The 24,504-nt window shown below is 37.8% G+C and carries 23 protein-coding genes; 17 read left to right on the top strand and 6 right to left on the bottom strand.

Features of this window, described 5'->3' with window-relative positions:
* Positions 1-66: 66 nt before the first annotated feature.
* The 5 genes from MKL33_RS02590 to MKL33_RS02570 all read left to right on the top strand — a co-directional run bounded on the left by MKL33_RS02590 (position 67) and on the right by MKL33_RS02570 (position 5,381).
* Positions 67-825 (top strand): DUF6776 family protein, encoded by a 759-nt coding sequence (locus MKL33_RS02590; RefSeq protein ID WP_014206946.1) that lies wholly within the window; start codon positions 67-69, stop codon positions 823-825.
* A 9-nt stretch (positions 826-834) separates the two neighbouring features.
* On the top strand, positions 835-1,248 hold the full coding sequence (clpS, locus tag MKL33_RS02585) for an ATP-dependent Clp protease adapter ClpS (RefSeq protein ID WP_002121129.1): 414 nt from the start codon (positions 835-837) through the stop codon (positions 1,246-1,248).
* Positions 1,249-1,257: 9 nt separating this feature from the next.
* Positions 1,258-3,534 (top strand): ATP-dependent Clp protease ATP-binding subunit ClpA, encoded by a 2,277-nt coding sequence (gene clpA / locus MKL33_RS02580; protein WP_005073979.1) that lies wholly within the window; start codon positions 1,258-1,260, stop codon positions 3,532-3,534.
* Positions 3,535-3,537: 3 nt separating this feature from the next.
* The gene (locus MKL33_RS02575) at positions 3,538-3,900 is read left to right on the top strand and encodes a YnfA family protein (RefSeq protein ID WP_005069026.1); all 363 of its coding nucleotides are present in this window, start codon (positions 3,538-3,540) and stop codon (positions 3,898-3,900) included.
* Between the two features lie 425 nt (positions 3,901-4,325).
* Entirely contained in the window at positions 4,326-5,381 is a 1,056-nt protein-coding gene (locus tag MKL33_RS02570; RefSeq protein WP_270906405.1) for a 3-deoxy-7-phosphoheptulonate synthase, read from the top strand.
* A gap of 48 nt (positions 5,382-5,429) precedes the next feature.
* Here MKL33_RS02570 and MKL33_RS02565 read toward each other — a convergent pair whose 3' ends face one another.
* Positions 5,430-6,347 (bottom strand): alpha/beta fold hydrolase, encoded by a 918-nt coding sequence (locus tag MKL33_RS02565; protein WP_202732322.1) that lies wholly within the window; start codon positions 6,345-6,347, stop codon positions 5,430-5,432.
* A gap of 2 nt (positions 6,348-6,349) precedes the next feature.
* The gene (locus tag MKL33_RS02560) at positions 6,350-6,910 is read right to left on the bottom strand and encodes a PadR family transcriptional regulator (RefSeq protein ID WP_005069032.1); all 561 of its coding nucleotides are present in this window, start codon (positions 6,908-6,910) and stop codon (positions 6,350-6,352) included.
* Positions 6,911-7,045: 135 nt separating this feature from the next.
* On the opposite strand from MKL33_RS02560, the gene MKL33_RS02555 reads away from it, so the two are divergent.
* From MKL33_RS02555 to MKL33_RS02540, 4 genes are all read left to right on the top strand, one after another.
* Entirely contained in the window at positions 7,046-9,070 is a 2,025-nt protein-coding gene (locus tag MKL33_RS02555; protein WP_270906404.1) for an NADPH-dependent 2,4-dienoyl-CoA reductase, read from the top strand.
* Positions 9,071-9,141: 71 nt separating this feature from the next.
* Positions 9,142-9,549, top strand: a complete 408-nt coding sequence (locus MKL33_RS02550) for a nuclear transport factor 2 family protein (protein ID WP_005069036.1) — start codon at positions 9,142-9,144, stop codon at positions 9,547-9,549.
* Between the two features lie 38 nt (positions 9,550-9,587).
* Positions 9,588-10,304, top strand: a complete 717-nt coding sequence (locus MKL33_RS02545; RefSeq protein ID WP_202744346.1) for an SGNH/GDSL hydrolase family protein — start codon at positions 9,588-9,590, stop codon at positions 10,302-10,304.
* 19 nt (positions 10,305-10,323) lie between these two features.
* Positions 10,324-11,418 (top strand): YheT family hydrolase, encoded by a 1,095-nt coding sequence (locus MKL33_RS02540; RefSeq protein WP_270906403.1) that lies wholly within the window; start codon positions 10,324-10,326, stop codon positions 11,416-11,418.
* A 63-nt stretch (positions 11,419-11,481) separates the two neighbouring features.
* Here MKL33_RS02540 and MKL33_RS02535 read toward each other — a convergent pair whose 3' ends face one another.
* Both MKL33_RS02535 and MKL33_RS02530 read right to left on the bottom strand, forming a co-directional pair.
* On the bottom strand, positions 11,482-12,327 hold the full coding sequence (locus tag MKL33_RS02535; protein ID WP_270906402.1) for a metal-dependent hydrolase: 846 nt from the start codon (positions 12,325-12,327) through the stop codon (positions 11,482-11,484).
* A gap of 241 nt (positions 12,328-12,568) precedes the next feature.
* On the bottom strand, positions 12,569-13,024 hold the full coding sequence (locus MKL33_RS02530) for a hypothetical protein (protein ID WP_002121076.1): 456 nt from the start codon (positions 13,022-13,024) through the stop codon (positions 12,569-12,571).
* Between the two features lie 223 nt (positions 13,025-13,247).
* Here MKL33_RS02530 and MKL33_RS02525 point away from each other — a divergent pair, with 223 nt between their 5' ends.
* The 3 genes from MKL33_RS02525 (at position 13,248) to eno (ending at position 17,126) form a co-directional block, all read left to right on the top strand.
* Complete coding sequence (locus MKL33_RS02525; protein WP_002121060.1) at positions 13,248-14,885, top strand: CTP synthase; 1,638 nt, start codon at positions 13,248-13,250, stop codon at positions 14,883-14,885.
* A gap of 30 nt (positions 14,886-14,915) precedes the next feature.
* Positions 14,916-15,773: a 3-deoxy-8-phosphooctulonate synthase gene (gene kdsA / locus MKL33_RS02520; RefSeq protein WP_002121042.1), complete on the top strand. Its 858-nt coding sequence runs from the start codon at positions 14,916-14,918 to the stop codon at positions 15,771-15,773.
* Positions 15,774-15,836: 63 nt separating this feature from the next.
* Positions 15,837-17,126 carry a phosphopyruvate hydratase gene (eno, locus tag MKL33_RS02515; protein WP_002121066.1) on the top strand — a complete coding sequence of 430 codons (1,290 nt, stop codon included), beginning with the start codon at positions 15,837-15,839 and terminating at the stop codon, positions 17,124-17,126.
* An 83-nt stretch (positions 17,127-17,209) separates the two neighbouring features.
* Here eno and MKL33_RS02510 read toward each other — a convergent pair whose 3' ends face one another.
* Together MKL33_RS02510 and MKL33_RS02505 are read right to left on the bottom strand one after the other, a co-directional pair.
* Entirely contained in the window at positions 17,210-17,887 is a 678-nt protein-coding gene (locus tag MKL33_RS02510; protein WP_270906401.1) for a DUF421 domain-containing protein, read from the bottom strand.
* A gap of 371 nt (positions 17,888-18,258) precedes the next feature.
* A complete protein-coding gene (locus tag MKL33_RS02505) occupies positions 18,259-18,939 on the bottom strand; it encodes a hypothetical protein (RefSeq protein WP_270906400.1) in 681 nt (226 codons plus the stop codon).
* Positions 18,940-19,313: 374 nt separating this feature from the next.
* Here MKL33_RS02505 and MKL33_RS02500 point away from each other — a divergent pair, with 374 nt between their 5' ends.
* From MKL33_RS02500 to MKL33_RS02480, 5 genes are all read left to right on the top strand, one after another.
* A complete protein-coding gene (locus tag MKL33_RS02500) occupies positions 19,314-21,497 on the top strand; it encodes a TonB-dependent siderophore receptor (protein WP_333724935.1) in 2,184 nt (727 codons plus the stop codon).
* 277 nt (positions 21,498-21,774) lie between these two features.
* On the top strand, positions 21,775-22,164 hold the full coding sequence (ftsB, locus tag MKL33_RS02495) for a cell division protein FtsB (protein ID WP_005069056.1): 390 nt from the start codon (positions 21,775-21,777) through the stop codon (positions 22,162-22,164).
* Complete coding sequence (ispD, locus tag MKL33_RS02490) at positions 22,130-22,846, top strand: 2-C-methyl-D-erythritol 4-phosphate cytidylyltransferase (RefSeq protein ID WP_019767711.1); 717 nt, start codon at positions 22,130-22,132, stop codon at positions 22,844-22,846. Before ftsB ends, ispD begins: the two co-directional genes overlap by 35 nt.
* 348 nt (positions 22,847-23,194) lie before the next feature.
* Entirely contained in the window at positions 23,195-23,866 is a 672-nt protein-coding gene (locus MKL33_RS02485; RefSeq protein WP_017481035.1) for a 3-oxoacid CoA-transferase subunit A, read from the top strand.
* An 18-nt stretch (positions 23,867-23,884) separates the two neighbouring features.
* A partial coding sequence (locus MKL33_RS02480; protein WP_270906399.1) for a 3-oxoacid CoA-transferase subunit B occupies positions 23,885-24,504 on the top strand: 620 nt, incomplete at its 3' end.

Below are 24,504 nucleotides of genomic sequence, written 5' to 3'. Positions count from 1 at the left end.
TTTTGCTTCACACACATTTAAATTTCGATTTAAATGTGTGTCTTGACTCTGATCTTGAACACTGAGATGACGATGCAAAACTCTGGACAGACGACTTCAGCAGAAAGTTCGTTGCAAAAGAAAAAATTTTTAAACACCAATAAGCCTTTGTTTATTGGTGCTGCTATTTTAATGAGTGGTTGTTTTGCGCTCGGCTATACAATTGGGCACCGTCAAGGTTTAACTGTTGTTGGTTACGATGCAGATGCGGAGCAATTGGTTGAAGTGGTGCAAAAGCAAAAAACAGCTTTAGATGCAGTTAACAAAAGCCTTAATGCAGCGGTGCAAGAGCGTGATGTGGCTGTAACAAATGCAAATGATCTGTTTGAAGCGCTTAATCAAGCGAACGCCGATAAGACTCAGCAAGAAGGTATGAGTAATATCTATCGTGAGATTTTGAGACAGCGCGGTGGTTTAAGCTTAACGATTCAAAATCTGGCTATTAAGCCTTTACCTGAAAATGCTTATGAATATCAACTAGATTTAGTTCAAGTAAGTCCAAGTAAGCGTCGTGCTTTAGGATCGGTTGAAATCAGATTGATCAAAGATACTGAAGTTTTAGTCGTACCGCTTGAAGCGAAGAACTTCAACTTTACTGACTTTGAACGTTTAACAGGTCGCTGGACAATGCCTAAAGGTTTCACGCCTCAATTTATTGAGGTACGTTTAACTGGTGGTTCTGATACACCGATTATTAAACGTTTTAGTTGGCAGCGTGGTAAACCTGTCGAAACATCTTCTGCTTTCGTGGCAGAAATTCCTCAAGCTGAAGCAAATTCACAATAGTAACATCCTATGCGAACAAATAAGCGTCAAACAAACTTAAAAGATATCAAGGCTTCTTTTCAGCAGTCTGGCTATGTCGATTGGCACTTCCACCCACGCTTAAGTGATTCGCAAAACGAAGATCATGATGGAGAGGTTGTTGTACAAACAGCTCCTCCTGAACTCAAGCGTCCCCCATTATATGCAGTCGTATTAATGAATGACGATTACACTCCAATGGACTTTGTAATTGAAATTTTACAACAATACTTTGCAATGAATCTTGACCAAGCAACTCAAGTAATGCTAACAGTACACTATGAAGGTAAAGGTATTGCCGGAGTCTATCCAAGAGACATCGCGGAAACTAAGGCAAACCTTGTTAATAATTACGCTCGATCGCAAGGTCATCCATTACTTTGCCAGATTGAGCCTAAAGCATAAGGGGGTTACATGCTCAGTCGTCAATTAGAAGTATCATTACGTTTGGCTGTTAGCATGGCTCGTCAAAAGAGACATGAGTTTCTTACAGTCGAACACTTATTATTAGCATTACTCGACAACGATTCAGCCGTGAATGCACTCAAAGCATGCGGGGCTGATATAGTTTCTTTGCGTAAAGAATTAGAAGAATATGTAGAACAACATACTCCTAAGCTTGGCGAAAATAGCGAGCAAGCTCCTCATCCAACAGAAAGTTTTGACCGCATTTTGCAACGTGCTATTTTCCACGTTCAATCAAGTGGCGGCGATCGTACGGTTGAAGGTGCAGATGTTTTGGTCGCAATGTATTCAGAGCGTGATTCTTTTGCTGTGTATTTACTTAAACGTCATCAAATCAATCGTTTGACATTGACTCAATACTTGTCTCATGGGACACGTAAAGACGAAGTGCAAGTTGAAGAAGAAGTTGAAGATATTGAGGGTGAAACTAGCGCAAGCAATGCAGGGCCACTTGAGCTTTATACGCTGAATCTAAATGTTGAAGCGCAAAAAGGCAAAACTGACCCGTTGATTGGTCGTGAAAAAGAAATTGAGCGTACAGCACAAATTCTGTGCCGCCGTCGCAAAAACAATCCATTGCTTGTAGGTGATCCAGGTGTAGGTAAAACCTCGATTGCCGAGGGTTTGGCATGGTTAATTGTGAATGGTAAAGCACCTAAACCTTTAAGTCAGGCTGAAATTTATAGTCTGGACATTGGTGCATTAGTTGCTGGAACTAAATATCGTGGTGACTTTGAAAAACGTTTAAAACAGTTGCTTAATGCATTGAAGAAAAATCCAAATGCGATTTTATTCATTGATGAGATTCATATGATCATTGGTGCAGGCTCAAGTATGGGTAGCACAATGGATGCGTCAAATCTTATTAAGCCAGCTTTAGCTAATGGTACTTTACGTTGTATTGGTTCAACGACTTTCCAAGAATATCGTCAGGTTTTTGAAAAAGACCATGCGTTATCTCGTCGTTTCCAAAAAATTGATGTCAATGAGCCAAGTATTTCGGAAACGATTGATATTTTACGTGGATTGAAAACTAAGTTTGAAGATTTCCACCACGTACAATATGACGATAAGGCTTTGGTATCAGCTGTAGAGCTTTCTGCTAAGTTCATTAATGATCGTTTCTTGCCAGATAAGGCAATTGATGTCATCGATGAAGCAGGTGCTCAACGCCGTTTGAAAGCTGAAAGTGATGATAGTTTAATTACTGTAGAGAATATCGAAGATATCGTTTCTAAGATTGCTCGTATTCCACCAAAAACTGTGTCTAAAGATGATAAGTCAGTGCTTGAAAATCTTGAGCGTGATTTGAAACGTGTGGTGTTTGGTCAAGACGAAGCAATTACTGCATTAGGCTCAGCGATCAAGTTATCTCGTGCTGGATTAAAATCACCAGATAAACCAGTGGGTAGTTTTGTTTTTGCTGGCCCAACTGGTGTAGGTAAAACTGAGGTTACTAAGCAACTCGCTAAATTATTGGGTGTAGAGCTTGTACGTTTCGATATGTCTGAATATATGGAACGTCATGCAGTTTCACGCTTAATTGGTGCACCTCCAGGGTATGTGGGTTATGACCAAGGTGGTTTGCTTACTGATGCGATTCATAAAAATCCGCATTGTGTTTTGTTGCTTGATGAAATTGAGAAAGCACATCCAGATGTGTTTAATCTATTGCTACAAATCATGGATCATGGCGCTTTAACGGATAACAATGGACGTAAGTCAGACTTTAGAAATGTGATTATTGTTCTGACTACGAATATTGGAGCGGAAAGTATTTCTCGCGCGAGCATTGGTTTCACGGAACAAGATCATAGTTCTGATAACCAAGAAGCGATGAAACGTGCTTTCTCTCCAGAGTTCCGTAACCGTCTAGATGGTGTTATTCAATTCAAAGCATTGCCAACAACTGTGATTGAGTCTGTAGTCGACAAATTCTTGACAGAATTACAAGCGCAATTGGATGAAAAACAAGTTGTGCTTGATGTTGATCAAAGTGCACGAGATTGGTTAGCTACAAATGGCTATGATCGTTTGATGGGTGCTCGTCCAATGCAACGTCTCATTCAAGAACACTTGAAGAAACCACTCGCTGAAATGATTCTGTTTGGTGAACTTGCAGATCATGGTGGTAACGTGGCTGTATCTGTGAAAAAAGAAGATGGCAAAGCTGTCGGCTTGAAACTTGAAGTGTTTGAAGATCATCATACGGCAGAACCAGCATAACTTATGTTAATTGATAGTCTTGCTATAACCCGAATACTCAGTGTATTCGGGTTATTTATTATCACAGCAATTGCTGAAATTCTTGGTTGTTATTTTCCTTATCTGATTTTAAAAGAGGGCAAGTCGGCTTGGCTGTGGCTACCTACGGTCTTAAGTCTGGCTATCTTTGTATGGTTGTTAACTTTACATCCAGCAGCTTCTGGGCGCATTTATGCGGCCTATGGCGGTATCTATATTTTTACTGCGCTTATGTGGCTACGCTTTGTTGATCAGGTGGGATTAACAAGATGGGATATATTAGGTGGTCTAATTGTGCTTTGTGGAGCTGGTTTAATTATTTTGCAACCTCAAGGGTTGATTCGTTAATGCATCATTGAATCAAATCTTAAGCGAGAAAATAAGAAGTTTTTTTCAAAAAAAAGACTTGTCAAACTCATCAACAATGCGTATTTTAGATTTAAGGAACATTTTTTAATATTTGAGATAAAGATGTTAAATCAATCTGTGAACACTAACGCTTATTATTACTTTTGGCAATTTAGATAGTTGCCTGAGCGTATTCGGGCATGAGAAAGTTGCCCATCACAGTTAATACCTGATCGGCAACCCCGATCAGGTTTTTTTATGCTTTATCTTTTTAGAATCGAGGAACTTAAAATGAACAACATGACTTATTCGTACTTTAGCAACTTTTATTGGTTTTACTTTTGCTTACCTTTACCAACGAATAGATCCAAAACGCTCAAATAAATGATCGGACTGAGTAGATTGCAGTCCCAAGGAAAAAACCAATGAATGCCCTAAATACTTTACTGACTCAAACCAATACAAAAGAAACACCAGTTAGTTTACCTATCCAGTTAAAAGCGAAATACACGCTTGCACACTCTTTCGCACGTCAAATTGCCGAACACCGCCAAATTATTCAAAATATTCTTAACGGCAACGATCATCGTCTAATGGTAATTACGGGGCCTTGTTCAATTCATGATCCAGTTGCAGTACTTGAATACGCTGAAAAACTGCAAAAATTACAAGAAAAAGTTAAAGATCAGATTTTTATCGTGATGCGTACATACATTGAAAAACCACGTACCACAGTTGGTTGGAAGGGGTTCATGTATGATCCGAATTTAGATGGTTCATCAAATTTACAACTTGGTTTAGAAAAGTCTCGTGAACTCTACCTACAGATTATTGAAAAGGGTTTGCCAATTGCGAGTGAAATTTTAAGTCCAATGGCAACTGGCTATTTTGATGATTTATTGGCTTGGGGTGCAATTGGTGCTCGCACAAGCGAATCTCAGATTCACCGTGAAATCTCAAGTCATATGCCATACAGTATTGGTTTCAAGAATGGTACTGATGGTTCTATTCAGATTGCACTAGATGCGATTCAATCCGCGCAAAATGAACATCAATTTTTAGGAATGAATCAACAAGGCTTACCTTCAGTGATTCAGAGTGCTGGAAATCCATTACCTCACTTGATCTTGCGTGGTGCGAATCATGGGCCAAATTACGATTTGGCTTCAATTCAGGCGATACGCGAAAAGTACAAACAAAATTTACCTGCACTGGTGATTGATTGTAGTCATGGTAACAGCGGTAAGGATCCATTGCGTCAGCCAGAAGTTTTACAGCAAATCGTTGCTGAACGTTTAAAAACGCAAGTTCGAGGTGTCATGATTGAAAGTCATTTGGTTGATGGTAACCAAAAAATTTCTTGTAATATGACTTATGGCCAGTCAGTAACTGATGGTTGTTTAGGGTGGGAAAAAACAGAGCAGCTTTTATTAAATGTCTCGAAGCAATTAAAGACAAAAGAATTGGCTCATTCCGCTTAATTATTTTTAGATTTTAAAAAGGGATCTATAAATAGATCCCTTTATTTTTTAAGAAGCATGTTTGAGTTCGGATAGGAATGTATTGATTTCATGTCCAAACTTTTTAGGCTCGGTTAATAAAGGTGTATGGCCTGAACGTTCAAAATATATTGCTTTTGCATGCTCAACGCTATGTGCAATTAGTGTCTGACCAGTTTCTGGATAAAGTGTCGAATTGCGACCAATAAAGAAAGTGGTAGGACATGCTAACTGCTGAATTGCTTCTCGATAATCTTCATTATGATAAAGATAGTTTTCAACATACCAAAACAAGTAATCTAAACGTTGAATAGGTAATAAATATTTTTGTAGAAAAGGCTGTTTTAAAGCTGTTTTAAAAACTAGTGGACTAAATGGATTGCTACTTTGTAACTCAATAAAATCTACCCATAGACGGACTAGTTCTTGTCGATCTGGAAGAGATAGTTCATAAAGATATTTGGCGTTTTTATGCTTTAGCAATAATTGATAAATATCATTTAATAGTTGTTTGAACTGGGTGTGAAGAGGGCCGAATAAACCATATTCCCAAGTTGAATCTACTGATATTTTGGGTGTCTGATCAATATGTAAATAGGCTTTTAACTGCTGTGCCAGTTGAGCGTGTTTCATGCCATGCATGGCAGTTGTCGCGCCCATTGAATAACCCATCAAGATAAAGTTATCGAGTTTTAATTGATCTATCAAATGAGCAACATCTTGCCAATGACTAGAAATGGCATCTTGCTCGGGAATTGCACAATTCTTTGATCCACCGAAACCACGCCAGTCTGGAATAATAAACTCATATTCTTTGCGGTTTGCATAAATAAACGGTAGCCACTGCCAACTTTGCATGCCAAGGCCAGATAAAACCAAAACAGGCTCACCACGACCAACACGGCGTACAAATAAATTTTCCCGATCGGGCATGGTGTAATACGGCATGGCTATTCTCCAGATGGGTTATCTTGGGCAAAGCGTTTTAATTGAGGGATGACTTGTTCCAACCATTTGATCCATTCACTTTCCATCGTAATTCCAAGTTCTAAGATCATTTTGTGGATGTATAACACACGGTCATTTAGATCATCACTGTCTTTAAAATCTTTATCATAAATACTTTGATAAAGTTTGAGCTTCTCTTGATGTAAACCAAGATGCCTTAACAGTTCAGGTAATATCTGATTATTGCTCAATTGTGCTTCTGCACGCAATCTAACCATTAAATCATCACGAAGCTGCGCAGGTTCACTTTGTTGCGTCATCCATGAAGCCAGTTCTATACGACCCAGTTGTTCGACCTGATATGTTTTTTTTCGGCCATTATCCATTTCATTTTCTAAAGTGGAAACCCAGCCTTTTTTAAGCATGTTATTGAGTTCACGATAAATTTGCTGGTGAGTGGCATTCCAGAAAAAGCCCATTGAGCGGTCAAAGCGACGGGCAAGTTCAAACCCTGTACTTGGACGTTCAAGCAAGCTGGTCAATAAAACATGAGGAAGTGACATGGCAATCCAGTTTGTAAGCAAAAGTAAAGTGTGACTCATGAGATTATGCAACATGTTGCATAAAAGTCAAAATTTGATTATAAATTTATGCAACAAGTTGCATTAGCAAGCTTATTGCTAGCCATAGGAGAAAATATGTCAGCTTATCCACATTTATTAAAGCCACTTGATTTAGGCTTTACTACTTTAAAAAACCGTGTGCTTATGGGGTCGATGCACATTGGATTAGAAGAAGCACCGCAAGGATATGAGCGCATGGCTGCGTTTTATGCTGAGCGTGCAAAAGGTGATGTGGGTTTAATTGTAACTGGCGGTGTTTCTCCAAATGATGATGGTGTTGTATTTAGCCATGGGACCAAACTAGATACAGTTGAAGAAGCTGAAAAACATAAAGTGATTACCCAAGCTGTTCATGACGCTGGGGGTAAAATTGCTATGCAGATTTTACATACGGGTCGTTATTCTTATCAGGCAAACAACGTTGCACCTTCAGCAATTCAAGCCCCTATTAACCCGATTAAGCCTAAAGCTTTAAGTTCTGCCGAAGTACAACAAACCATTGATGACTTTGCTAACTGCGCCAAACTTGCTCAGTATGCGGGCTATGATGGCGTAGAAATCATGGGGTCTGAAGGCTATTTAATTAATGAGTTTATTGCAGCTCGTACGAATCATCGTGATGATGAATGGGGTGGTAGTTACGAAAATCGTATCCGTTTTCCAATTGAAATTGTAAAGCGCACACGTGCTTTAGTTGGTGAAAATTTTATCATTATTTATCGTTTATCTATGCTTGATTTAGTTGAAGGCGGTTCAAGTTTTGATGAAGTGATTCAGCTTGCAAAAGAAATTGAAAAAGCAGGCGCAACAATTATCAATACAGGTATTGGCTGGCATGAGGCACGTATTCCTACAATTGCAACCAAAGTTCCTCGTGCTGCATTTACTTGGGTAACTGAAAAACTTAAAGGTGAAGTCTCTATCCCTTTAATTACTTCTAACCGAATCAATACGCCTGAAATGGCTGAACATGTATTGGCATCTGGTCATGCTGATATGGTGTCTATGGCACGACCAATGTTAGCAGATGCTGAATTTGTCTTGAAAGCAAGTGAAGGCCGCAGTGATGAAATTAATACGTGTATTGGGTGCAACCAAGCTTGTTTAGATCATATTTTCTCAATGAAAATTGCAACTTGTTTAGTAAACCCGCGCGCATGTTATGAAACTGAACTGATCTTTAAAGAAGCTCAGGTGAAAAAGAGTATTGCTGTTATTGGCGCAGGGCCGGCAGGTTTAAGTTTTGCAGTATATGCAGCTGATCGCGGACATCAAGTTAAAATTTTTGAAGCAAGTCATCAAATTGGTGGTCAGTTTAATATTGCAAAAACAGTTCCTGGAAAAGAAGAGTTCTACGAAACTTTACGCTACTTTAGTCGTCAAATTGAATTGCGACCAAACATTGAACTTGTGTTAAACCATCAAGCAACTTACGAAGAATTAAGCCAAGTAAATTTTGATGAAATTGTGGTTGCAACAGGTGTAACACCTCGTCAATTACAGTTTGAGGGAATTGATCATCCTAAAGTACTGAGCTATTTACAGGTTTTAAAAGAGCGTGTGCCAGTAGGCCAACGTGTTGCCATTATTGGAGCGGGTGGTATTGGTTTCGACACAGCTGAATATCTTACTCACGAAGGGGAAAGTGGCAGTTTAAATCCGGAAAAGTTCTATGAAGAATGGGGAATCGATACTCAATATGAGCATGTTGGTGGTTTAAAACAATCAAAAGTTGAGGCATCTGAACGAGAAATTTATTTACTGCAACGTAAAACTGCTGCTGTAGGCGCTGGTCTAGGTAAAACAACAGGCTGGATTCATCGTACAGGGCTTAAAAACCGTCAGGTCAAAATGTTTGCAGGAGTGCAATATGACAAAGTGGATGACCAAGGTTTACATATTACTGTGGACGGGAAACCAAGTGTACTTGAGGTTGATCATGTGGTGATTTGCGCAGGCCAAGAGTCATTTACCGCAATGTATGATCAATTAAAAACAGATGGAAAAAATGTTCATTTAATTGGTGGTGCTAAAGAAGCAGGTGAACTAGATGCAAAACGTGCAATACGCCAAGGCGCTGAATTAGCAGCGACACTATAAATTTTTATGGGCATTTCTTTTAAAGAGAAATGCCCGTTACTTCTTTGGTTAAATTATAGGATATAAAAACAATGACACTCGAAACAACAAAACAGTCTTTAGAAAAATGGCATGAAATGGTTCAGGCTGGTAACTTATCCGATCTAAATGACTTGCTAGCGGATGAAGTGGTTTTTCGCTCACCAGTTGCTTACAAACCTTATGAAGGAAAGCAGGTTGTTTTCTTCATTCTTACCAATGTGATTCAGGTGTTCGAAGACTTTACTTATCATCGTGAGTTCTACACAGAAGACGGTGAAAATGTAGTGCTTGAGTTCAGTGCCAATGTCAGTGGTAAATCATTAAAAGGTATTGATATGATTCGTTTTAATGAACAAGGCAAAATTATTGATTTTGAAGTAATGATTCGTCCAATGAGTGGCTTAGCTGCATTGGCTGAACAAATGGGTATAAGAATTGCTAAGTTTCAACCTCAATAATTTTAGTAAACAGCCTAAGTAAGATAGAGATCAATAAAATGTGGTTAAAGCTTTCAACTCTAGCATTGCTTCCAGTACTGTTTGTACAGGGAACAAAGGTTCGTAAGAATACGCCACGCTTGCTAGAAGCCAGTGGTGAGAGACAAGGCATCGTTGGCAAGGGAAGACCTCTATCATTGCTTATTTTAGGAGACTCTGCCGCAGCAGGTGTTGGGGTAGAAAACCAAAAAGATGCTTTATCTGGTGCAATTATTTCTGAGTTGCAAGATCAATATTCGATACGCTGGAAACTGCATGCAAAAACAGGTGATACAACTAAGCAGGTTTTTCAAGCAGTACAGCATTTAGAGCAACAAAATTACGATGTGGTGGTTACGTCGATTGGTGTTAATGATGTCACGAAACTAACCTCAGCAAGTTCATGGATAAAACAACAAAAACAATTATTTCAATATATACAGGCACGTTTTCAGCCTAAGCTCATTATTGTTTCTGGTGTTCCGCCAATGCAGCATTTCCCAGCGTTACCAAATCCATTGGCTTGGTTGTTTGGAAAATATGCGGAACAAATGAATCAGGTACTAGATAAATGGTTAGAATCACAAAACCAATTTAAGTTCATTCAATATGATATTGAGCATTTTCAAGCGATGAATCTGCCTATGGCAAGTGATGGTTTTCATCCGAGTAAGGAAATTTATGCAATTTGGGGACAACAGGTTGCAGCCTTAGTGCGGCAATCATTTAACTCATAATCAGAGGTAGTGATTGAAAATGGGCATATCTACTTTAAATAAAATTAAAGCTTTCGGTTCAGAATTGTTCGATTCGGTATTAGGTGCTGAACAGCCAAAAATCTATTATGATCCAAATGGGAAAATAAAAGATATTTTGGAGAAATTGCCCCAGCTCAAGCAAAAATATCGGCCTACACCGTGGTTAAGCAACAATCACGTGCATCTTTTATATTTTGATATTATTAGAAAAAAAACCATTAAGCTTGAATATGATCGTATTGATCAGCTCACCATGAAAGATGGTGGGATAACTGCGATCGCGTGGTATGGCTATGATCTTCCTCCAGATACTCCAACAGTTGTCATTATGCATACCATTACAGGGACCCCTGAAAGTATGCGTGAACTTGTGAAAGATATACATCACTATACAGGATGGAGAATAGCGCTATGCTTACGCCGTGGGCATGCTGGCTTACCTATGCCTGTACCACAGATTTCTCTTTTTGGGTCAACAAGCGATCTTAAAGAGCAACTTGAGCATATTCAAAATTTGTTTCCTAAATCGGATTTATACGCTGTAGGTTCCTCTGCTGGAACAGGACTACTGGTTCGCTACTTAGGAGAGCAAGGTACAGACACGCCATTTAAAGCTGCCTTTGCAATGTGTCCAGGCTATAACACAGAGATTGGCTTTAAAAATGTTCATCCGTTTTATAGCAAAATGATGACCAAAAAGTTATTTAAATATTTTATTCATCCTTATCAAAATACATGGAACCAACTTTCTTCTATTGAAAAAGTTCTGGCGACCACAAGTCTGGAAGAGTTTGAAAAAGAATATTTTGAAATGGCTGGCTTTGAGGATTATCAAAGTTATTGCCAAGCCATTAATCCAATTTATGTATTTGAGAATGTAAAAATACCATTAATGATTCTTAATGCTGAGGATGATCCTGTCTGTTCCATTAAAAATTTGGAGCCTTACAAAGAAACGATTCAACAAATGAGTAATATTGCGGTAATCACCACAAAAAAAGGAAGTCATTGTGGCTTTTACGAAGGCTGGAAAAGTACCTCATGGGCGGCCAAATTAATATCAAATTATTTTTTGGTTGAACATAAACAATAACGGCAACTTCGCAATAAGTTAAATAAAGCCCATTCAACAGATGGGCTTTATAATTTTATTAGATCAAGATAAAAGCAATTTAGGATCTTTTAGTCCAATTTTGACTTTTGTACTAGCCACGAGGTCTTTTTCATCTGTTTGGTTGGGATGAAAGTCAAAGCGATAATAATCAAAAAATTGAGGGATCAATGTTCTATATTGTTTATTCGCAAAACTAAAGAACTTACGCCAAGATTTGAAATTTAAGAGTTGATGATCTCGTTTCATAAGAACAAATTGATAAATTGTTGAAAAACCAGTAATCAAAAATAGACTTAAAGTAAAGACTGTAATGCGAGGAAGGTATGCACTTAAGCCGCTTCCATATAAATGTTGGTAGAGATCAAAGGCCACAGCTTTATGTTCAGTTTCTTCAATACTATGCCATAGCCACAAATTGCGAATAGTTGAGTCCGTCATCAATTCATTAACGGATTGCATCATGCTAACCACAAGTACTGCTGTGTAGTGTTCTAGACCTACTGTTACAAGCAAATTCCATTTTTTACTAAAAACTTTTTCAATAGTTTTTAAAACGATGCCAGTTACTTTTTCTAAAGATTGAGGATCTAAACCATATTGCTGTGCACTTACATGAAAAGCATGATGTTCTTTCAAATGCATTGCTTCTTGGCCAATAAAAGCACTGATTTCCCGATCTAAAATTTCATTCGACTTTGCTTTGGCGCGTAAAGCTCGAACAGAGCGAACAAAATATGATTCACCTTCAGGGAACAATGTTGATAAACCAGTAAAATAATGTGTAAAAGTAGGCTCGTTATTACACCAGTAGCGAGGTACGTTTTCAAAATTATAGTCCATACGACGGACTGGAAATGAGGCGGGGACACGATTTGATACTGTATTCATTCTAGGCTCCAATCTTCTTTTAATTAAAGTTCCAAAAAGGAACTTGATCAAAAACTACATCGCCCTATATCTATCGTCAATGCTTTTTTTGGCAGAAAAAGTAGATTGTCCCTAATTGATAACTAAGAAAACTTTAAAGATAAATAGAAAGAAAAGTAAAACTTATTATTGTGTTGATAATTTAAATAATATTTAAAAAGCCCAAACTGATGGTTCAATTTGGGCATATTCGCATACGAACTTAGTTCTTAAGCGCTGGAGTAGCAGCCGCAATTGCAGCAGCAACAGCATCATCTTCACTTTGAGCTGGTTCAGCTGGCTTAGATGGTTTTGGCTCTGCTTTTGGTTCAGGCTTAGGTTCAGGTTTTGGCTTTGGTTCTGCTTTAGGTTGCTCAGAAACATTTGTTTGTGAATTTTGCTCAGCTTGTGCTGGGCGAGTTTCACGGCGAATTTCAGTTGTCGTATTTGCTGTTTCTTCGTGATGCACCTCAACTTGCGTTGGTTCCTGAGTTTGAGCTTCTTCAGTTTGAACACTTTCTAGAGACTCAAATTTTGCAGGTTCAGCAGGTGTAGGTTCTGAAACAGCAGTTTCAACCTTTTCTTGCTCTTCTTCTTTAGGTGTTTCTTTTTTGACACATGCGGTTAACAATAGTCCAGCAGCAATTGCAGCACAGATTAAAAGTTTTTTATTTGCCATTGTCCTAAACAACATTTAATTGAGGAGCTGGCATTATAACAGCAAAAGAGAATGAAAAAATCATGTGAGATTGACCTAAATTTTTATTAAAAATGCTGATAGAATAGCCAGTTGTTTAATGATCTTTGAATTGATGCGGTTTGACTTTGCTTTATAGGGGCAGAGTACAGTAAAATTGCCAAACATTGTAGGCCGATTTCGGCTTGATTGTACGAGAAACTTAATGACCCATTTTATTTTTGTCACTGGTGGTGTAGTTTCATCGCTAGGTAAAGGTATTTCTGCTGCTTCAGTTGCTGCACTTTTGGAAGCCCGTGGCTTAAAAGTCACAATGGTTAAAATGGATCCCTACATTAATGTCGATCCAGGGACAATGAGCCCTTTCCAACATGGTGAAGTTTTTGTCACAGAGGATGGTGCCGAAACTGATCTAGACTTGGGTTATTACGAACGTTTCTTACGTCGTGCGAAAATGACCAAACTTAATAACTTTACCAGTGGTCGTGTATATCAGGACGTTTTAAATAAAGAACGTCGTGGTGATTACCTTGGTGGTACAGTTCAAGTTATTCCTCATATTACTGACAACATTAAAGAACGTGTACTTCGCGCAGGTGAAGGCTACGATGTTGCTATCGTAGAAATTGGCGGTACGGTAGGTGATATCGAATCACTTCCATTTATGGAGTCAGTTCGTCAGTTAATGGTTGAGCTTGGTCATAAAAGAACCATGCTTATGCATTTAACTTTGTTGCCATATATCAAATCTGCAGCAGAGCTTAAGACAAAACCAACTCAACACTCTGTAAAAGAGTTGCTTTCGATTGGTATTCAGCCAGATATTCTTATCTGCCGTACTGAATATGATGTGGATGTTGATACTAAACGCAAAATTGCATTGTTCACTAACGTAGAAGCGCGTGCTGTAGTGGTATGTAAAGATGCGAAAACGATTTATCAAATTCCACGTACATTCTATGAACAAAACGTTGATGATTTGATCTGTGAGCGTTTTGGATTTAATGATCTTCCAGAAGCAAACCTAGAAGATTGGGATAATGTAGTCGAAGCATTACTAAATCCTGAATACACTTTACGTGTAGCTATGGTTGGTAAATATGTTGAATTACCAGATGCTTATAAGTCTGTGAATGAAGCGTTATTACACGCAGGTATTAAAAATCGTGTAAAAGTACAAATTGATTATGTCAACGCTGAAGAACTTGAAAGCCAAGACGTATCTATTTTAAGTACAGCTGACGCAATTTTAGTTCCAGGCGGTTTTGGTGAACGTGGTACTGAAGGCAAAATGAAAGCTATTCAATACGCACGTGAAAACAAAATCCCATTCTTGGGTATTTGTTTAGGCATGCAATTGGCTGTTATTGAATATGCTCGCCATGTTGCCGGTATGCCAGAAGCTTCTTCTACAGAATTTAACCGCTCTACAAAATATCCACTCATTGGTTTAATTACTGAATGGTTAGATGAGCGCGGTGAATTACAACAACGCAGCCTTGAGTCTGACTTAGGTGGAACAATGCGTTTAGGTGCTCAAAAATCTGAATTGGTTGAAGGCACAAAAACACGTGAAGTCTACGGTAAAGCTGAAATCACTGAGCGTCATCGTCACCGTTATGAAATGAATAACCGTTTCATCGAGTCGATTGAACAAGCTGGTATGAAGATTTCAGGTTACTCTTCAGCACAACATTTAGTTGAAACTGTAGAAATTCCTGAACATCCTTGGTTTATTGCTGTACAATTCCACCCGGAATTTACAAGTTCACCACGTGATGGACATCCATTATTTGCTAGTTTTATTGACGCTGCAAAAACACAGCATCAAAAAAGTAAATAATGCGATTTTAAATAAACTGGGAAAGTTTAAATGTCACAATTAAAACCACAAGAAGTTGTACGTTTAGGCGATATACAAATGGCAAATCATTTGCCATTTGTATTATTTGGCGGAATGAACGTACTTGAATCAAAAGATTTAGCTTTTGAAATTGCAGAAACGTATGTTGATATTTGCAAACGCTTAGATATTCCTTATGTATTTAAAGCGAGTTTCGATAAAGCAAATCGTTCTAGTCTGCATTCATTCCGTGGTCCTGGACTTGAAAAAGGTATCGAATGGTTAGGTGATATTAAAAAACATTTTAATGTTCCTATCATTACTGATGTGCATGAGCCATATCAGGCTGCACCAGTTGCAGAAGTAGCCGATATTATTCAATTACCCGCTTTCTTAAGTCGTCAGACTGATCTTGTCGAAGCGATGGCAAAAACACAGGCTATTATTAATATTAAGAAAGCCCAGTTTTTAGCACCTCATGAAATGCGTCATATCCTGCATAAATGTTTAGAAGCAGGAAACGACAAACTTATTCTTTGTGAACGTGGTTCAGCATTTGGTTATAACAATCTTGTTGTAGATATGCTTGGCTTTGACACAATGAAAGAAATGAATGTGCCAGTTTTCTTTGACGTGACACATGCGTTACAAACCCCTGGTGGTCGTTCTGACTCAGCAGGTGGTCGTCGTGCTCAAATTACAACTTTAGCACGCGCTGGAATGGCAACTGGTTTGGCTGGATTGTTTTTGGAAGGACACCCAGATCCAGAACATGCAAAATGCGATGGACCTTGTGCATTACGTATGTCGCAACTTGAACCGTTCTTGGCACAAATAAAAGAATTGGATACTTTAGTTAAAGGATTCAAAAAGTTAGACACCCATTGAGTTGTTTTATAACCCTTACGCTGCTTTAACCGCAGCTCATATTCATTCAAAGAGGAATTGTTCATGAGCCAAATCGTTGACATTCGTGCACGTGAAATTTTGGACTCTCGTGGTAACCCAACCATCGAAGCAGACGTAATTTTAGAATCTGGGGTTGTTGGTCGTGCATGTGCACCATCTGGTGCTTCAACTGGTTCTCGTGAAGCTTTAGAACTACGTGACGGTGATAAATCGCGTTACTTAGGTAAAGGCGTTCGTACAGCAGTTAATAACGTTAATACGTTGATTCGTGATGCTTTGTTGGGTAAATCAGTTTTTGAGCAAAAAGACATTGATAATACAATGATCGCGCTTGACGGTACTGAAAACAAAGAGAAATTAGGTGCTAACGCAACTTTAGCTGTGTCATTGGCTGCTGCGCGCGCTGCTGCTGAAGAAAAGAAACTTCCTCTTTTCCAATACATCGCAGATCTTCGTGGTCAAACAATTTTGACAATGCCTGTACCGATGATGAACATCTTAAATGGTGGTGAGCATGCGGACAACACTGTTGATATTCAAGAGTTCATGATTGAGCCTGTAGGTTTCACTTCATTTGCTGAAGCTTTACGTGCTGGTGCTGAAGTATTCCATTCTTTAAAATCAGTTTTAAAGAAACAAGGTTTGAATACTGCTGTAGGTGATGAAGGTGGTTTTGCTCCTAACTTACGTTCTAACGAAGAAGCAATTCAAATCATTTTACAAGCAATTGAATTGACTGGTTACAAAGCTGGTTCAGACATGATGCTTGCACTTGACTGTGCATCTTCAGAATTCTACAAAAACGGTCAATACGTTTTAGAAGGTGAAGGTAACCGTGCATTTACAAGCCATCAGTTTGCAGATTATTTAGCTGGCCTTGTAAATCAATATCCAATTATCTCAATCGAAGATGGTCTTGATGAGTCTGATTGGGAAGGCTGGAGCTACTTGACTTCAATCCTTGGTGATAAAATCCAATTGGTTGGTGATGACTTGTTCGTAACTAATCCTAAGATTTTACAACGTGGTATTGATGAAAAAGTTGGTAACTCAATCTTAATCAAATACAACCAGATCGGTACTTTGACTGAAACTTTAGATGCAATCTATCTTGCTAAAGCAAATGGTTATTCGACTGTTATTTCTCACCGTTCTGGTGAAACAGAAGATTCTACTATTGCTGACTTAGCAGTAGGTACAGCTGCTGGTCAAATCAAGACTGGTTCACTTTGTCGTTCTGACCGTGTGTCTAAGTACAACCAATTACTTCGTATTGAAGAATTGACTAAAGCTGCTTACCGCGGTAAAGCTGAGTTTAAAGGTTTAAACTAATCTTTAAATAAAAAGTTAAAATTAATTTTTTAACATTTGAAGGTGCTATTTCCTGTTTTTAATAGGAAATAGCACCTTTTTTATTATCCTAATCGGCGTGTTTTTAAAGACTCAGCCCAACTGTGATGTTTACAGCGGGTACATTCTTGATCGATTTTATTTAAAATTTTAGTTTCACCACACTTCATACATGAATAAAAAGTATTAAGTTTCAGTATATCGGCTTTACGGTAGGCATCAGGGAATAGAGGCAAGCCCCATTTTACATCTTCATCTTCAAAATAAAGCAGACTGAGAATACCGTCCGACTCCAGCAAAGCTGTTCTTACTTGTCCAAGGTGTTCAACATTTTGTTGACGCATTTCAGAGAAAAACTCATCATGAGAATATGATTGTTTTTGGAAATCTTTGTAGACTACAAGACCATCCTTAACAATACAAAGCGCTTTTCCTTCAAGCAAATCTTCAATTTTTTTATGCTTCACCATACTCCATGTAGCAAGGCGATAAAGAAAAAGGATAACAACAAACGCGACGAAGGCATGGGCAATAGGTAAGTCCTCGGTAAACATCGGGTCACCGGCGGCTGAACCTAAACATAAAATAATTGCGAGTTCAAAAAGGGAGAGCTGACGTATACCTCGTTTACCAGATAATCTTAAAAAGCTAATAATGATGATGAACATTACGGTACATCGAACCAAAATTTCTAAAACAAATTTCCAAGTTGTGTCACCAATGAAAATATTAAAAAAATCCATTTTTTTCTCCTTATTAAAATAGTTAGAAGAGATCCTTATAAATTCTTAACAAAGTAAAAAATAAAAAAATATACTTTTTAGGTAGTTATTGGTTAAAAGCTCGAAATATATGTGACTTTTTATAAATTTATTTCAACTAATTCTCTACGAAGAAGTTTACTGTTGATAGCGTGACCAAGCTGATTTATTGCAAAGTAGATCTATTGAAAAGATACTTTAAATTTATATGAGCTTGTATTTACATGAGAGATAAAAAATATAAAAGATATACTTTGTGGGTGGTTTCTTATTATTAAATAAATTCTCCTTAAGAAAGATATGACTATGAATATGATTAATAATCAAAAATTTATTATATTTAATAAGATAGTTTAACGACAATTAGAGGTATAGGGGATGGCATCTAAACGTTTTTGAAAAGCATAAGGGTCCATAATATTTTTATACATTTGTTGATAGGTTTTTTTGTGATCTTCAATATTATGATAATCAATAATTTCTTGGAGTTTGTCTTTGTATTCTATATGGCCAGCATTGAACAACGCTGCATAGTGTCCCCATAAAGCATATTGATAGCGTAAAGCAGCTTTGGGGATCAAATTTATCTCGGTTAAATAACTATTAGCAGTTTTTTCATAGCATTCTTTTATTTGATAAGGATCTCTTTTCATTTTGCTTAAAAAAATACATTGCATCTCTTGTAGCTTTGAACTATCTGTTTTAGCTAGTATTTTTTCGGTAACACTATATGCTTCCTTAAGACAACCTAAATGTACAAGTATTTTGCGTTTAGTTTTTAAAATATTTAGGTTGTTCTCGCTAGAAGGTATCTTTTTCAATAAGTTTTTAAATCTTAAGTGAGCAGTTGTTTGGTCTTGTTCCGTGTTTAATTTATAAATAATTTCATTATATTCATATATATAAGTATTAATTTTTTCATGTTGCTTATGGTTGTCCTTCATATTAATTATTTTTGAAGGACTATCATCAGTATGGTTATTACAAGCGCTCAAACCTAAGCTTACTAAAGAAAATGCTAAAACTTTATGCACTACAACTTGTACCTTTTATTCTCTCTTAAGAGGTTTGAGAAGAATAATAAAATATAAAAGAAAATACTGTTTAGTTTGTTATTTTTTGAGTTAATCATAAAACTATTGCATAACATTTTATTGATTAATTGAAGGGGCAATTAATTTAAATGATCTGATGATCAAACAAGGTTTGAAGAGAGTGAAAATATATAAGTGATTAGAACCATTGATAATTTAATTTAAAAAAATAGGAATAATTATTAATATATTGTTGATAACAATTATCATTCATGTTAATTTTTGTGCCGACTTTTGCTGCTGTGTAACAAGGATCAAAGTAGCAAAAGGCTAAGGAATCTCGCACAGCACATTGGTTATTATGGAATTTTCTTATGTACACTCCGCCCTTTAGAAAAGCGTTTACATCTCATCCCTTAGCACTTGCTATGGCTTTAATTGCTCCTTCAATTGTTTATGCAGATGAGACAAATGGAACAGCCACTTTAGAAACGATAAAAGTGCAAGCAGAAGAAGATTCCCCTGTTACCGAAGGTTCGGGCAGCTATACAGCAAAAAGCACAAATACTTCTACAAAATTAAATTTATCTCTTCGTGAAACACCACAGTCGGTGAAGGTTTTAACCCGTGAATATTTAGATGATCGGAAAATCGATTCTTTTCAAGATTTAATGAACAATATTACGGGTGTTTCGACGTCACGTACTGATGAGCGTCAGAAAGTTTATGCGCGTGGTTTTGAGGTAGATTATTACTTAATAGATGGAATACCGAGCACGATTAATTTAGGTACAGGGGACCTTGATTTAGATATTTATGATCGCGTCGAGGTGGTGAAAGGTGCTAATGGCCTAACCACTGGTGCGGGAAATCCAGCGATGGCGCTGAACATGATTCGTAAACATGCAAACTCAAAAGAACTTAGTGGTAATGTCAGCACATCTTTAGGCTCATGGAACTCTTGGAGTAGTTCCGCAGATATTTCTGCACCGCTTAATGCTGATGGTTCATTGCGTGGACGTATGTTTGTGAAGCATTCTGATGAAAATTCATTTATGGATTTTTATGAGAAAGAACGGAATGTATTTTATGGTGCCCTTGATTATGATCTGAGCGATAAAACAAGTATGTCGCTTGGAGCTACATATCAAGAATTGCATCGTGATGGTATCCGCTGGGGTGGTACACCAGCTTTTTATACTGATGGGACCCGTACCAATTTTTCTAGAAGCTTAACAGTAAGTGCGCCTTGGACATATTGGGATGTGAATACAACGGCAGTGTTTGCAAACTTAAAACAGAATTTGTTTGGTGATATTAATTTAAATGTTGCTTATACCTTCCGCAAAGAAGATACGGACTCTATGTTGTTATATACAGCTGGAAAAGTAGATAAGGCAACCAACACCAGTCCACTAAAAAATATAGATGATAATAAAAAGGATAATGTTTCTGTATATGGGGCCAAAGCTGCCAGTGAAGAAAATAATATTGATGTTTTTATTAATGCCCCATTTACGCTTTTTAATCGTCCACAAGAAATCATTATTGGCGGATCTTGGAATAAGAATGAAAAGACCAAAGACATTTTTGGTGGATCTAACAAAAATCAAGACATTGAAAAATATTTAGGTGGCCCGCTTAACTATAATGATATAGCTCAAGAGTTGCTTCAGCCTGTTGTTTTAAACGGCAAAAATGCACTCAATGAAACCACACAAACTGCTGCATATGTTGCGGGTAAATTTCAAGTTCTTGATCCTTTGAAAATTATTGCTGGTGCACGTTTATCTAACTGGGAATACAAGTCTGAAAATGATAAAGGTAACCGTGAATTTAACAATGAATTAGCACCATATATTGGCGCTATTTATGATTTTGCCCAAGATCATTCTGTCTATGCGAGTTATACAGAAATTTTCAAACCTCAAGATCGTAAAGATGTAAATGATCAATATATTGACCCGATTACCGGTAAGAGTTATGAGGCTGGCTTAAAAAGTGAGTGGTTTGGAGGGCGTTTAAATACAGCATTGTCAGTATTTAGAATAGAACAATCTAATTTTGCTGAATTGATACCTGGAGTATTTATTGTCCGTAATGGTACACAAACTACAGAACAGGCCTATCGCGCTGTAGATGGGGTTGAAAGTAAAGGTTTTGAGTTTGAAGCTGATGGCGAGATTAATGACAATTGGGGCATTAACTTTGGTATTGCTAATTTTGAAGCAAAAGATGCAAAGGGTACGAAGGTTAATACGACAAACTCTCGAACAACTTCAAATTTATTTGTTAAGTACAAAGTTAATCAGTGGAGTGCAGGACTTGGCTTAAATTATAAGAGCAAATACTATACGGGTAGTGGAAGCTCTCGCATTGAGCAAGATGCTTATGTTTTAGCAAGTGCGATGCTTGGCTATCAAGTAGATAAAAATATTAAACTTCAATTTAATATCGATAATATTTTTGATGAGAAATATTATGAAGGTATTGGTGAAAACTCAATGAATTGGGGAACACCACGAAATGCAACGCTGAGTGTTCGTTATAATTTTTGATATAGACATACTCACATAATTAACCGATTTATAAAAGCCCTCAAAAGAGGGCTTTTTTGTGCGTAGATTGATTTATAAGCAGTTGTACTTATAAATATTATTTCCCTTTCAAATTCCATTCATTTTTGACAAAATGAAACATGTCACAATGGTCAATTAAAGTAATATGCCCATTAATAATTTTGCTTAAATTTTTGCAGGAATTTCGCATGCTACTTCTTAATTACTATACAATACAATCTCTTAACGAAAGTTTTTAATTAAAAATCTTAATGATATGTTAGAAGTATTTCGATCCACTTCAAGCAAACTGATATTGCTACTGGTTATTGTTTTAGTAGCCATACTGCAATATCAATTTTGGTTAGGTGAGGGCGGTTATCTCCCTCATCAAGCTCTCATGCAACAAATTCAGCAACAAGCTGAAGTAAATGAAGAGCTTAAAGAACGAAACCGTATTTTGGCAGCAGAGGTTTTTGACCTGAAAAATGGTACAGAAGCAATTGAAGAACATGCTCGCCTTGATCTTGGTTTGGTTAAACCACATGAGACATTTGTTCAAATGAGTACCATCAGTACCCATTACAAGCCTATTTATATTGACCCGAACGCTAAAGTTGATTTGGAAACGAATGAGACACCTGCATCCCCAGATATCCCAGACTAAATTATGGGCAGTGATTCCAGCTGCAGGGTCAGGAAGTCGATTTTCTAAAACTGAATTGAAGCAGTATCAATATATTCAGAATACGACTGTTTTAGAACATACTGTTCGGCGCATAAGTCAACTTCCATTAAATGGTTATGTTTTGGCAATTGGTACCCAAGATACTTTTGCTCAGACTCTCGCATTTCAAAATATAGATAAAGCCCATTTTTGTATGGGTGGGGCAGAACGAGTCCATTCAGTATTAAATGCATTAAATCATCTTTTAACTTTTGCTGATGAAAATGATTGGGTGCTTGTGCATGATGCAGCACGACCTTGTGTAACAATTGAATGTTTAAATGCGCTTGTCGAACAAGCAATTGAATCAAATCATAGTGCTATCTTAGCAATTCCTGTTCGTGACACGTTAAAGCAGGTTAAGTCAGGCAATCAAATTGATAAAACAGTCAGCCGAGATTTATTATGGCAAGCTCAAACGCCTCAAATTGCTAAAATTGGGAAGCTCAAAAAAGCAATTGAATACGCTTTAGAAAATAATATTGCTATTACCGACGAGGCAAGCGCACTCGAATATATGGGTGAAACTGTGCAGGTTGTGATGGGGCGTTCTGATAATATTAAAATTACTTATCCTGATGATTTAGAGCTTGCACGTTTAATTTTACAATCACAGTCTTAAGATAAAAATCGAATAATAGGTTGTAGTTTTAATTGTAAAATAGCCTAAGTAAATATTTCATTTCTACATATCTATTTATAAGAATTAATGTTTTTTTACATCCCAAGTCTATAAGATTAGTTGAGTAATTTACTTAGATAATGTTCGATCATCGAACAAAATATATTTATACCGAACAAAACTGTATGTAGCTTACTAGATCAAAATACGAAAATTATCAAAAATGTTTAAAAGGGAAATCTAAGGGAAACACTCGGGATTGAGTGAAATATTTATCTATTCTTCTCGCCTCAGTGTGCCTAACTCTCTTATCTCTCTCTTCTTCAATGAGCACAATGGAGTTGTCTAATGATTGACAAAAGTAAGTCCTCACTAAGCGAGGTTCTATCGCAGATTAAAGATGGTGCAACCATTCTGATTGGTGGTTTCGGTACCGCAGGACAACCCGCTGAACTCATTGACGGTCTTATTGAACTTGGCGTTAAGGACCTGACCATTGTGAGCAACAATGCCGGTAATGGCGATTACGGTCTGGCTAAGCTGCTTAAGGCTGGTTCAGTTAAAAAAGTCATCTGTTCTTTCCCACGTCAGTCTGACTCTTATGTTTTTGATGAACTTTACCGTGCGGGAAAGGTCGAGCTTGAAGTCGTACCACAAGGTAATCTGGCGTGCCGTATTCAGGCAGCCGGTATGGGCCTAGGCGCTGTGTTTACCCCAACAGGCTTTGGAACACTTTTAGCCGAAGGCAAAGAAACCCGCGAAATTGATGGTAAAGACTATGTGCTTGAGTATCCGATTAAAGCTGACTTTGCCCTGATTAAAGCTTACAAGGGCGACCGCTGGGGCAATCTGGTTTACCGTAAATCTGCACGTAACTTTGGCCCAATCATGGCCATGGCTGCTGATGTCACCATTGCTCAGGTTTCTGAAGTGGTTGAACTCGGTGGATTAGACCCGGAACAAATCATCACCCCAGGTATTTTTGTACAGCACGTTGTACAAGTAGCGCCAGCACAGTAAGCAATAAGGAGAAATAACATGAGCTACCAGAAACTCAGCCGTGACCAGATTGCAAAACGTGTGGCGCAAGATATTCCAGATGGCGCCTATGTGAACCTAGGCATTGGTTTACCAACCAAGATTGCCAGCTACTTACCTAACGATAAAGATATTTTTCTTCATTCTGAAAATGGCCTGTTGGCTTTTGGCCCGCCACCGGCGGCAGGTGAAGAAGACCCAGAACTGATTAATGCGGGTAAAGAGTTTGTGACCATGCTTGAAGGTGGTAGCTTTTTCCACCATGGCGACTCGTTTGCGATGATGCGTGGTGGTCACCTTGATATTGCGGTACTTGGTGCATTTCAGGTTGCTGCGAATGGCGACTTGGCGAACTGGCACACGGGTGCACCCGATGCGATTCCTGCTGTAGGTGGTGCGATGGATTTAGCTGTGGGTGCCAAGAAAGTATTTATCACCACAGATCATGTGACCAAGCAAGGTGAACCGAAGATTGTGGCTGAGCTGAGCTATCCGGTGACGGGTAAAAAATGTGTTGACCGTATTTACACCGACCTATGTGTGATTGACGTGACTAAAGATGGTTTAAAGGTGATCGAGAAAGTTGAAGGTCTTAGCTTTGATGAGTTACAGGCTTTAAC

Origin of the sequence: Acinetobacter sp. AOR43_HL (genome assembly GCF_027854635.1) — a bacterium.
GTDB lineage: Bacteria > Pseudomonadota > Gammaproteobacteria > Pseudomonadales > Moraxellaceae > Acinetobacter > Acinetobacter pittii.
This window is presented reverse-complemented; position numbering and strand designations above follow the sequence as displayed.

What these genes read in the sequence shown, in the direction of transcription:
- MKL33_RS02590 (WP_014206946.1), top strand. Translation starts at nt 67, where the DNA reads ATGACGATGCAAAACTCTGGACAGACGACTTCAGCAGAAAGTTCGTTG.
- eno (WP_002121066.1), top strand. Translation starts at nt 15,837, where the DNA reads ATGAGCCAAATCGTTGACATTCGTGCACGTGAAATTTTGGACTCTCGT.
- MKL33_RS02570 (WP_270906405.1), top strand. Translation starts at nt 4,326, where the DNA reads ATGAATGCCCTAAATACTTTACTGACTCAAACCAATACAAAAGAAACA.
- MKL33_RS02560 (WP_005069032.1), bottom strand. Translation starts at nt 6,910, where the DNA reads ATGTCACTTCCTCATGTTTTATTGACCAGCTTGCTTGAACGTCCAAGT.
- MKL33_RS02510 (WP_270906401.1), bottom strand. Translation starts at nt 17,887, where the DNA reads ATGGATTTTTTTAATATTTTCATTGGTGACACAACTTGGAAATTTGTT.
- clpA (WP_005073979.1), top strand. Translation starts at nt 1,258, where the DNA reads ATGCTCAGTCGTCAATTAGAAGTATCATTACGTTTGGCTGTTAGCATG.
- ispD (WP_019767711.1), top strand. Translation starts at nt 22,130, where the DNA reads ATGAGACACCTGCATCCCCAGATATCCCAGACTAAATTATGGGCAGTG.
- MKL33_RS02535 (WP_270906402.1), bottom strand. Translation starts at nt 12,327, where the DNA reads ATGAATACAGTATCAAATCGTGTCCCCGCCTCATTTCCAGTCCGTCGT.
- MKL33_RS02500 (WP_333724935.1), top strand. Translation starts at nt 19,314, where the DNA reads ATGTACACTCCGCCCTTTAGAAAAGCGTTTACATCTCATCCCTTAGCA.
- MKL33_RS02565 (WP_202732322.1), bottom strand. Translation starts at nt 6,347, where the DNA reads ATGCCGTATTACACCATGCCCGATCGGGAAAATTTATTTGTACGCCGT.
- MKL33_RS02575 (WP_005069026.1), top strand. Translation starts at nt 3,538, where the DNA reads ATGTTAATTGATAGTCTTGCTATAACCCGAATACTCAGTGTATTCGGG.
- MKL33_RS02550 (WP_005069036.1), top strand. Translation starts at nt 9,142, where the DNA reads ATGACACTCGAAACAACAAAACAGTCTTTAGAAAAATGGCATGAAATG.
- MKL33_RS02485 (WP_017481035.1), top strand. Translation starts at nt 23,195, where the DNA reads ATGATTGACAAAAGTAAGTCCTCACTAAGCGAGGTTCTATCGCAGATT.
- MKL33_RS02530 (WP_002121076.1), bottom strand. Translation starts at nt 13,024, where the DNA reads ATGGCAAATAAAAAACTTTTAATCTGTGCTGCAATTGCTGCTGGACTA.
- kdsA (WP_002121042.1), top strand. Translation starts at nt 14,916, where the DNA reads ATGTCACAATTAAAACCACAAGAAGTTGTACGTTTAGGCGATATACAA.
- MKL33_RS02555 (WP_270906404.1), top strand. Translation starts at nt 7,046, where the DNA reads ATGTCAGCTTATCCACATTTATTAAAGCCACTTGATTTAGGCTTTACT.
- MKL33_RS02540 (WP_270906403.1), top strand. Translation starts at nt 10,324, where the DNA reads ATGGGCATATCTACTTTAAATAAAATTAAAGCTTTCGGTTCAGAATTG.
- MKL33_RS02545 (WP_202744346.1), top strand. Translation starts at nt 9,588, where the DNA reads ATGTGGTTAAAGCTTTCAACTCTAGCATTGCTTCCAGTACTGTTTGTA.
- ftsB (WP_005069056.1), top strand. Translation starts at nt 21,775, where the DNA reads ATGTTAGAAGTATTTCGATCCACTTCAAGCAAACTGATATTGCTACTG.
- clpS (WP_002121129.1), top strand. Translation starts at nt 835, where the DNA reads ATGCGAACAAATAAGCGTCAAACAAACTTAAAAGATATCAAGGCTTCT.
- MKL33_RS02525 (WP_002121060.1), top strand. Translation starts at nt 13,248, where the DNA reads ATGACCCATTTTATTTTTGTCACTGGTGGTGTAGTTTCATCGCTAGGT.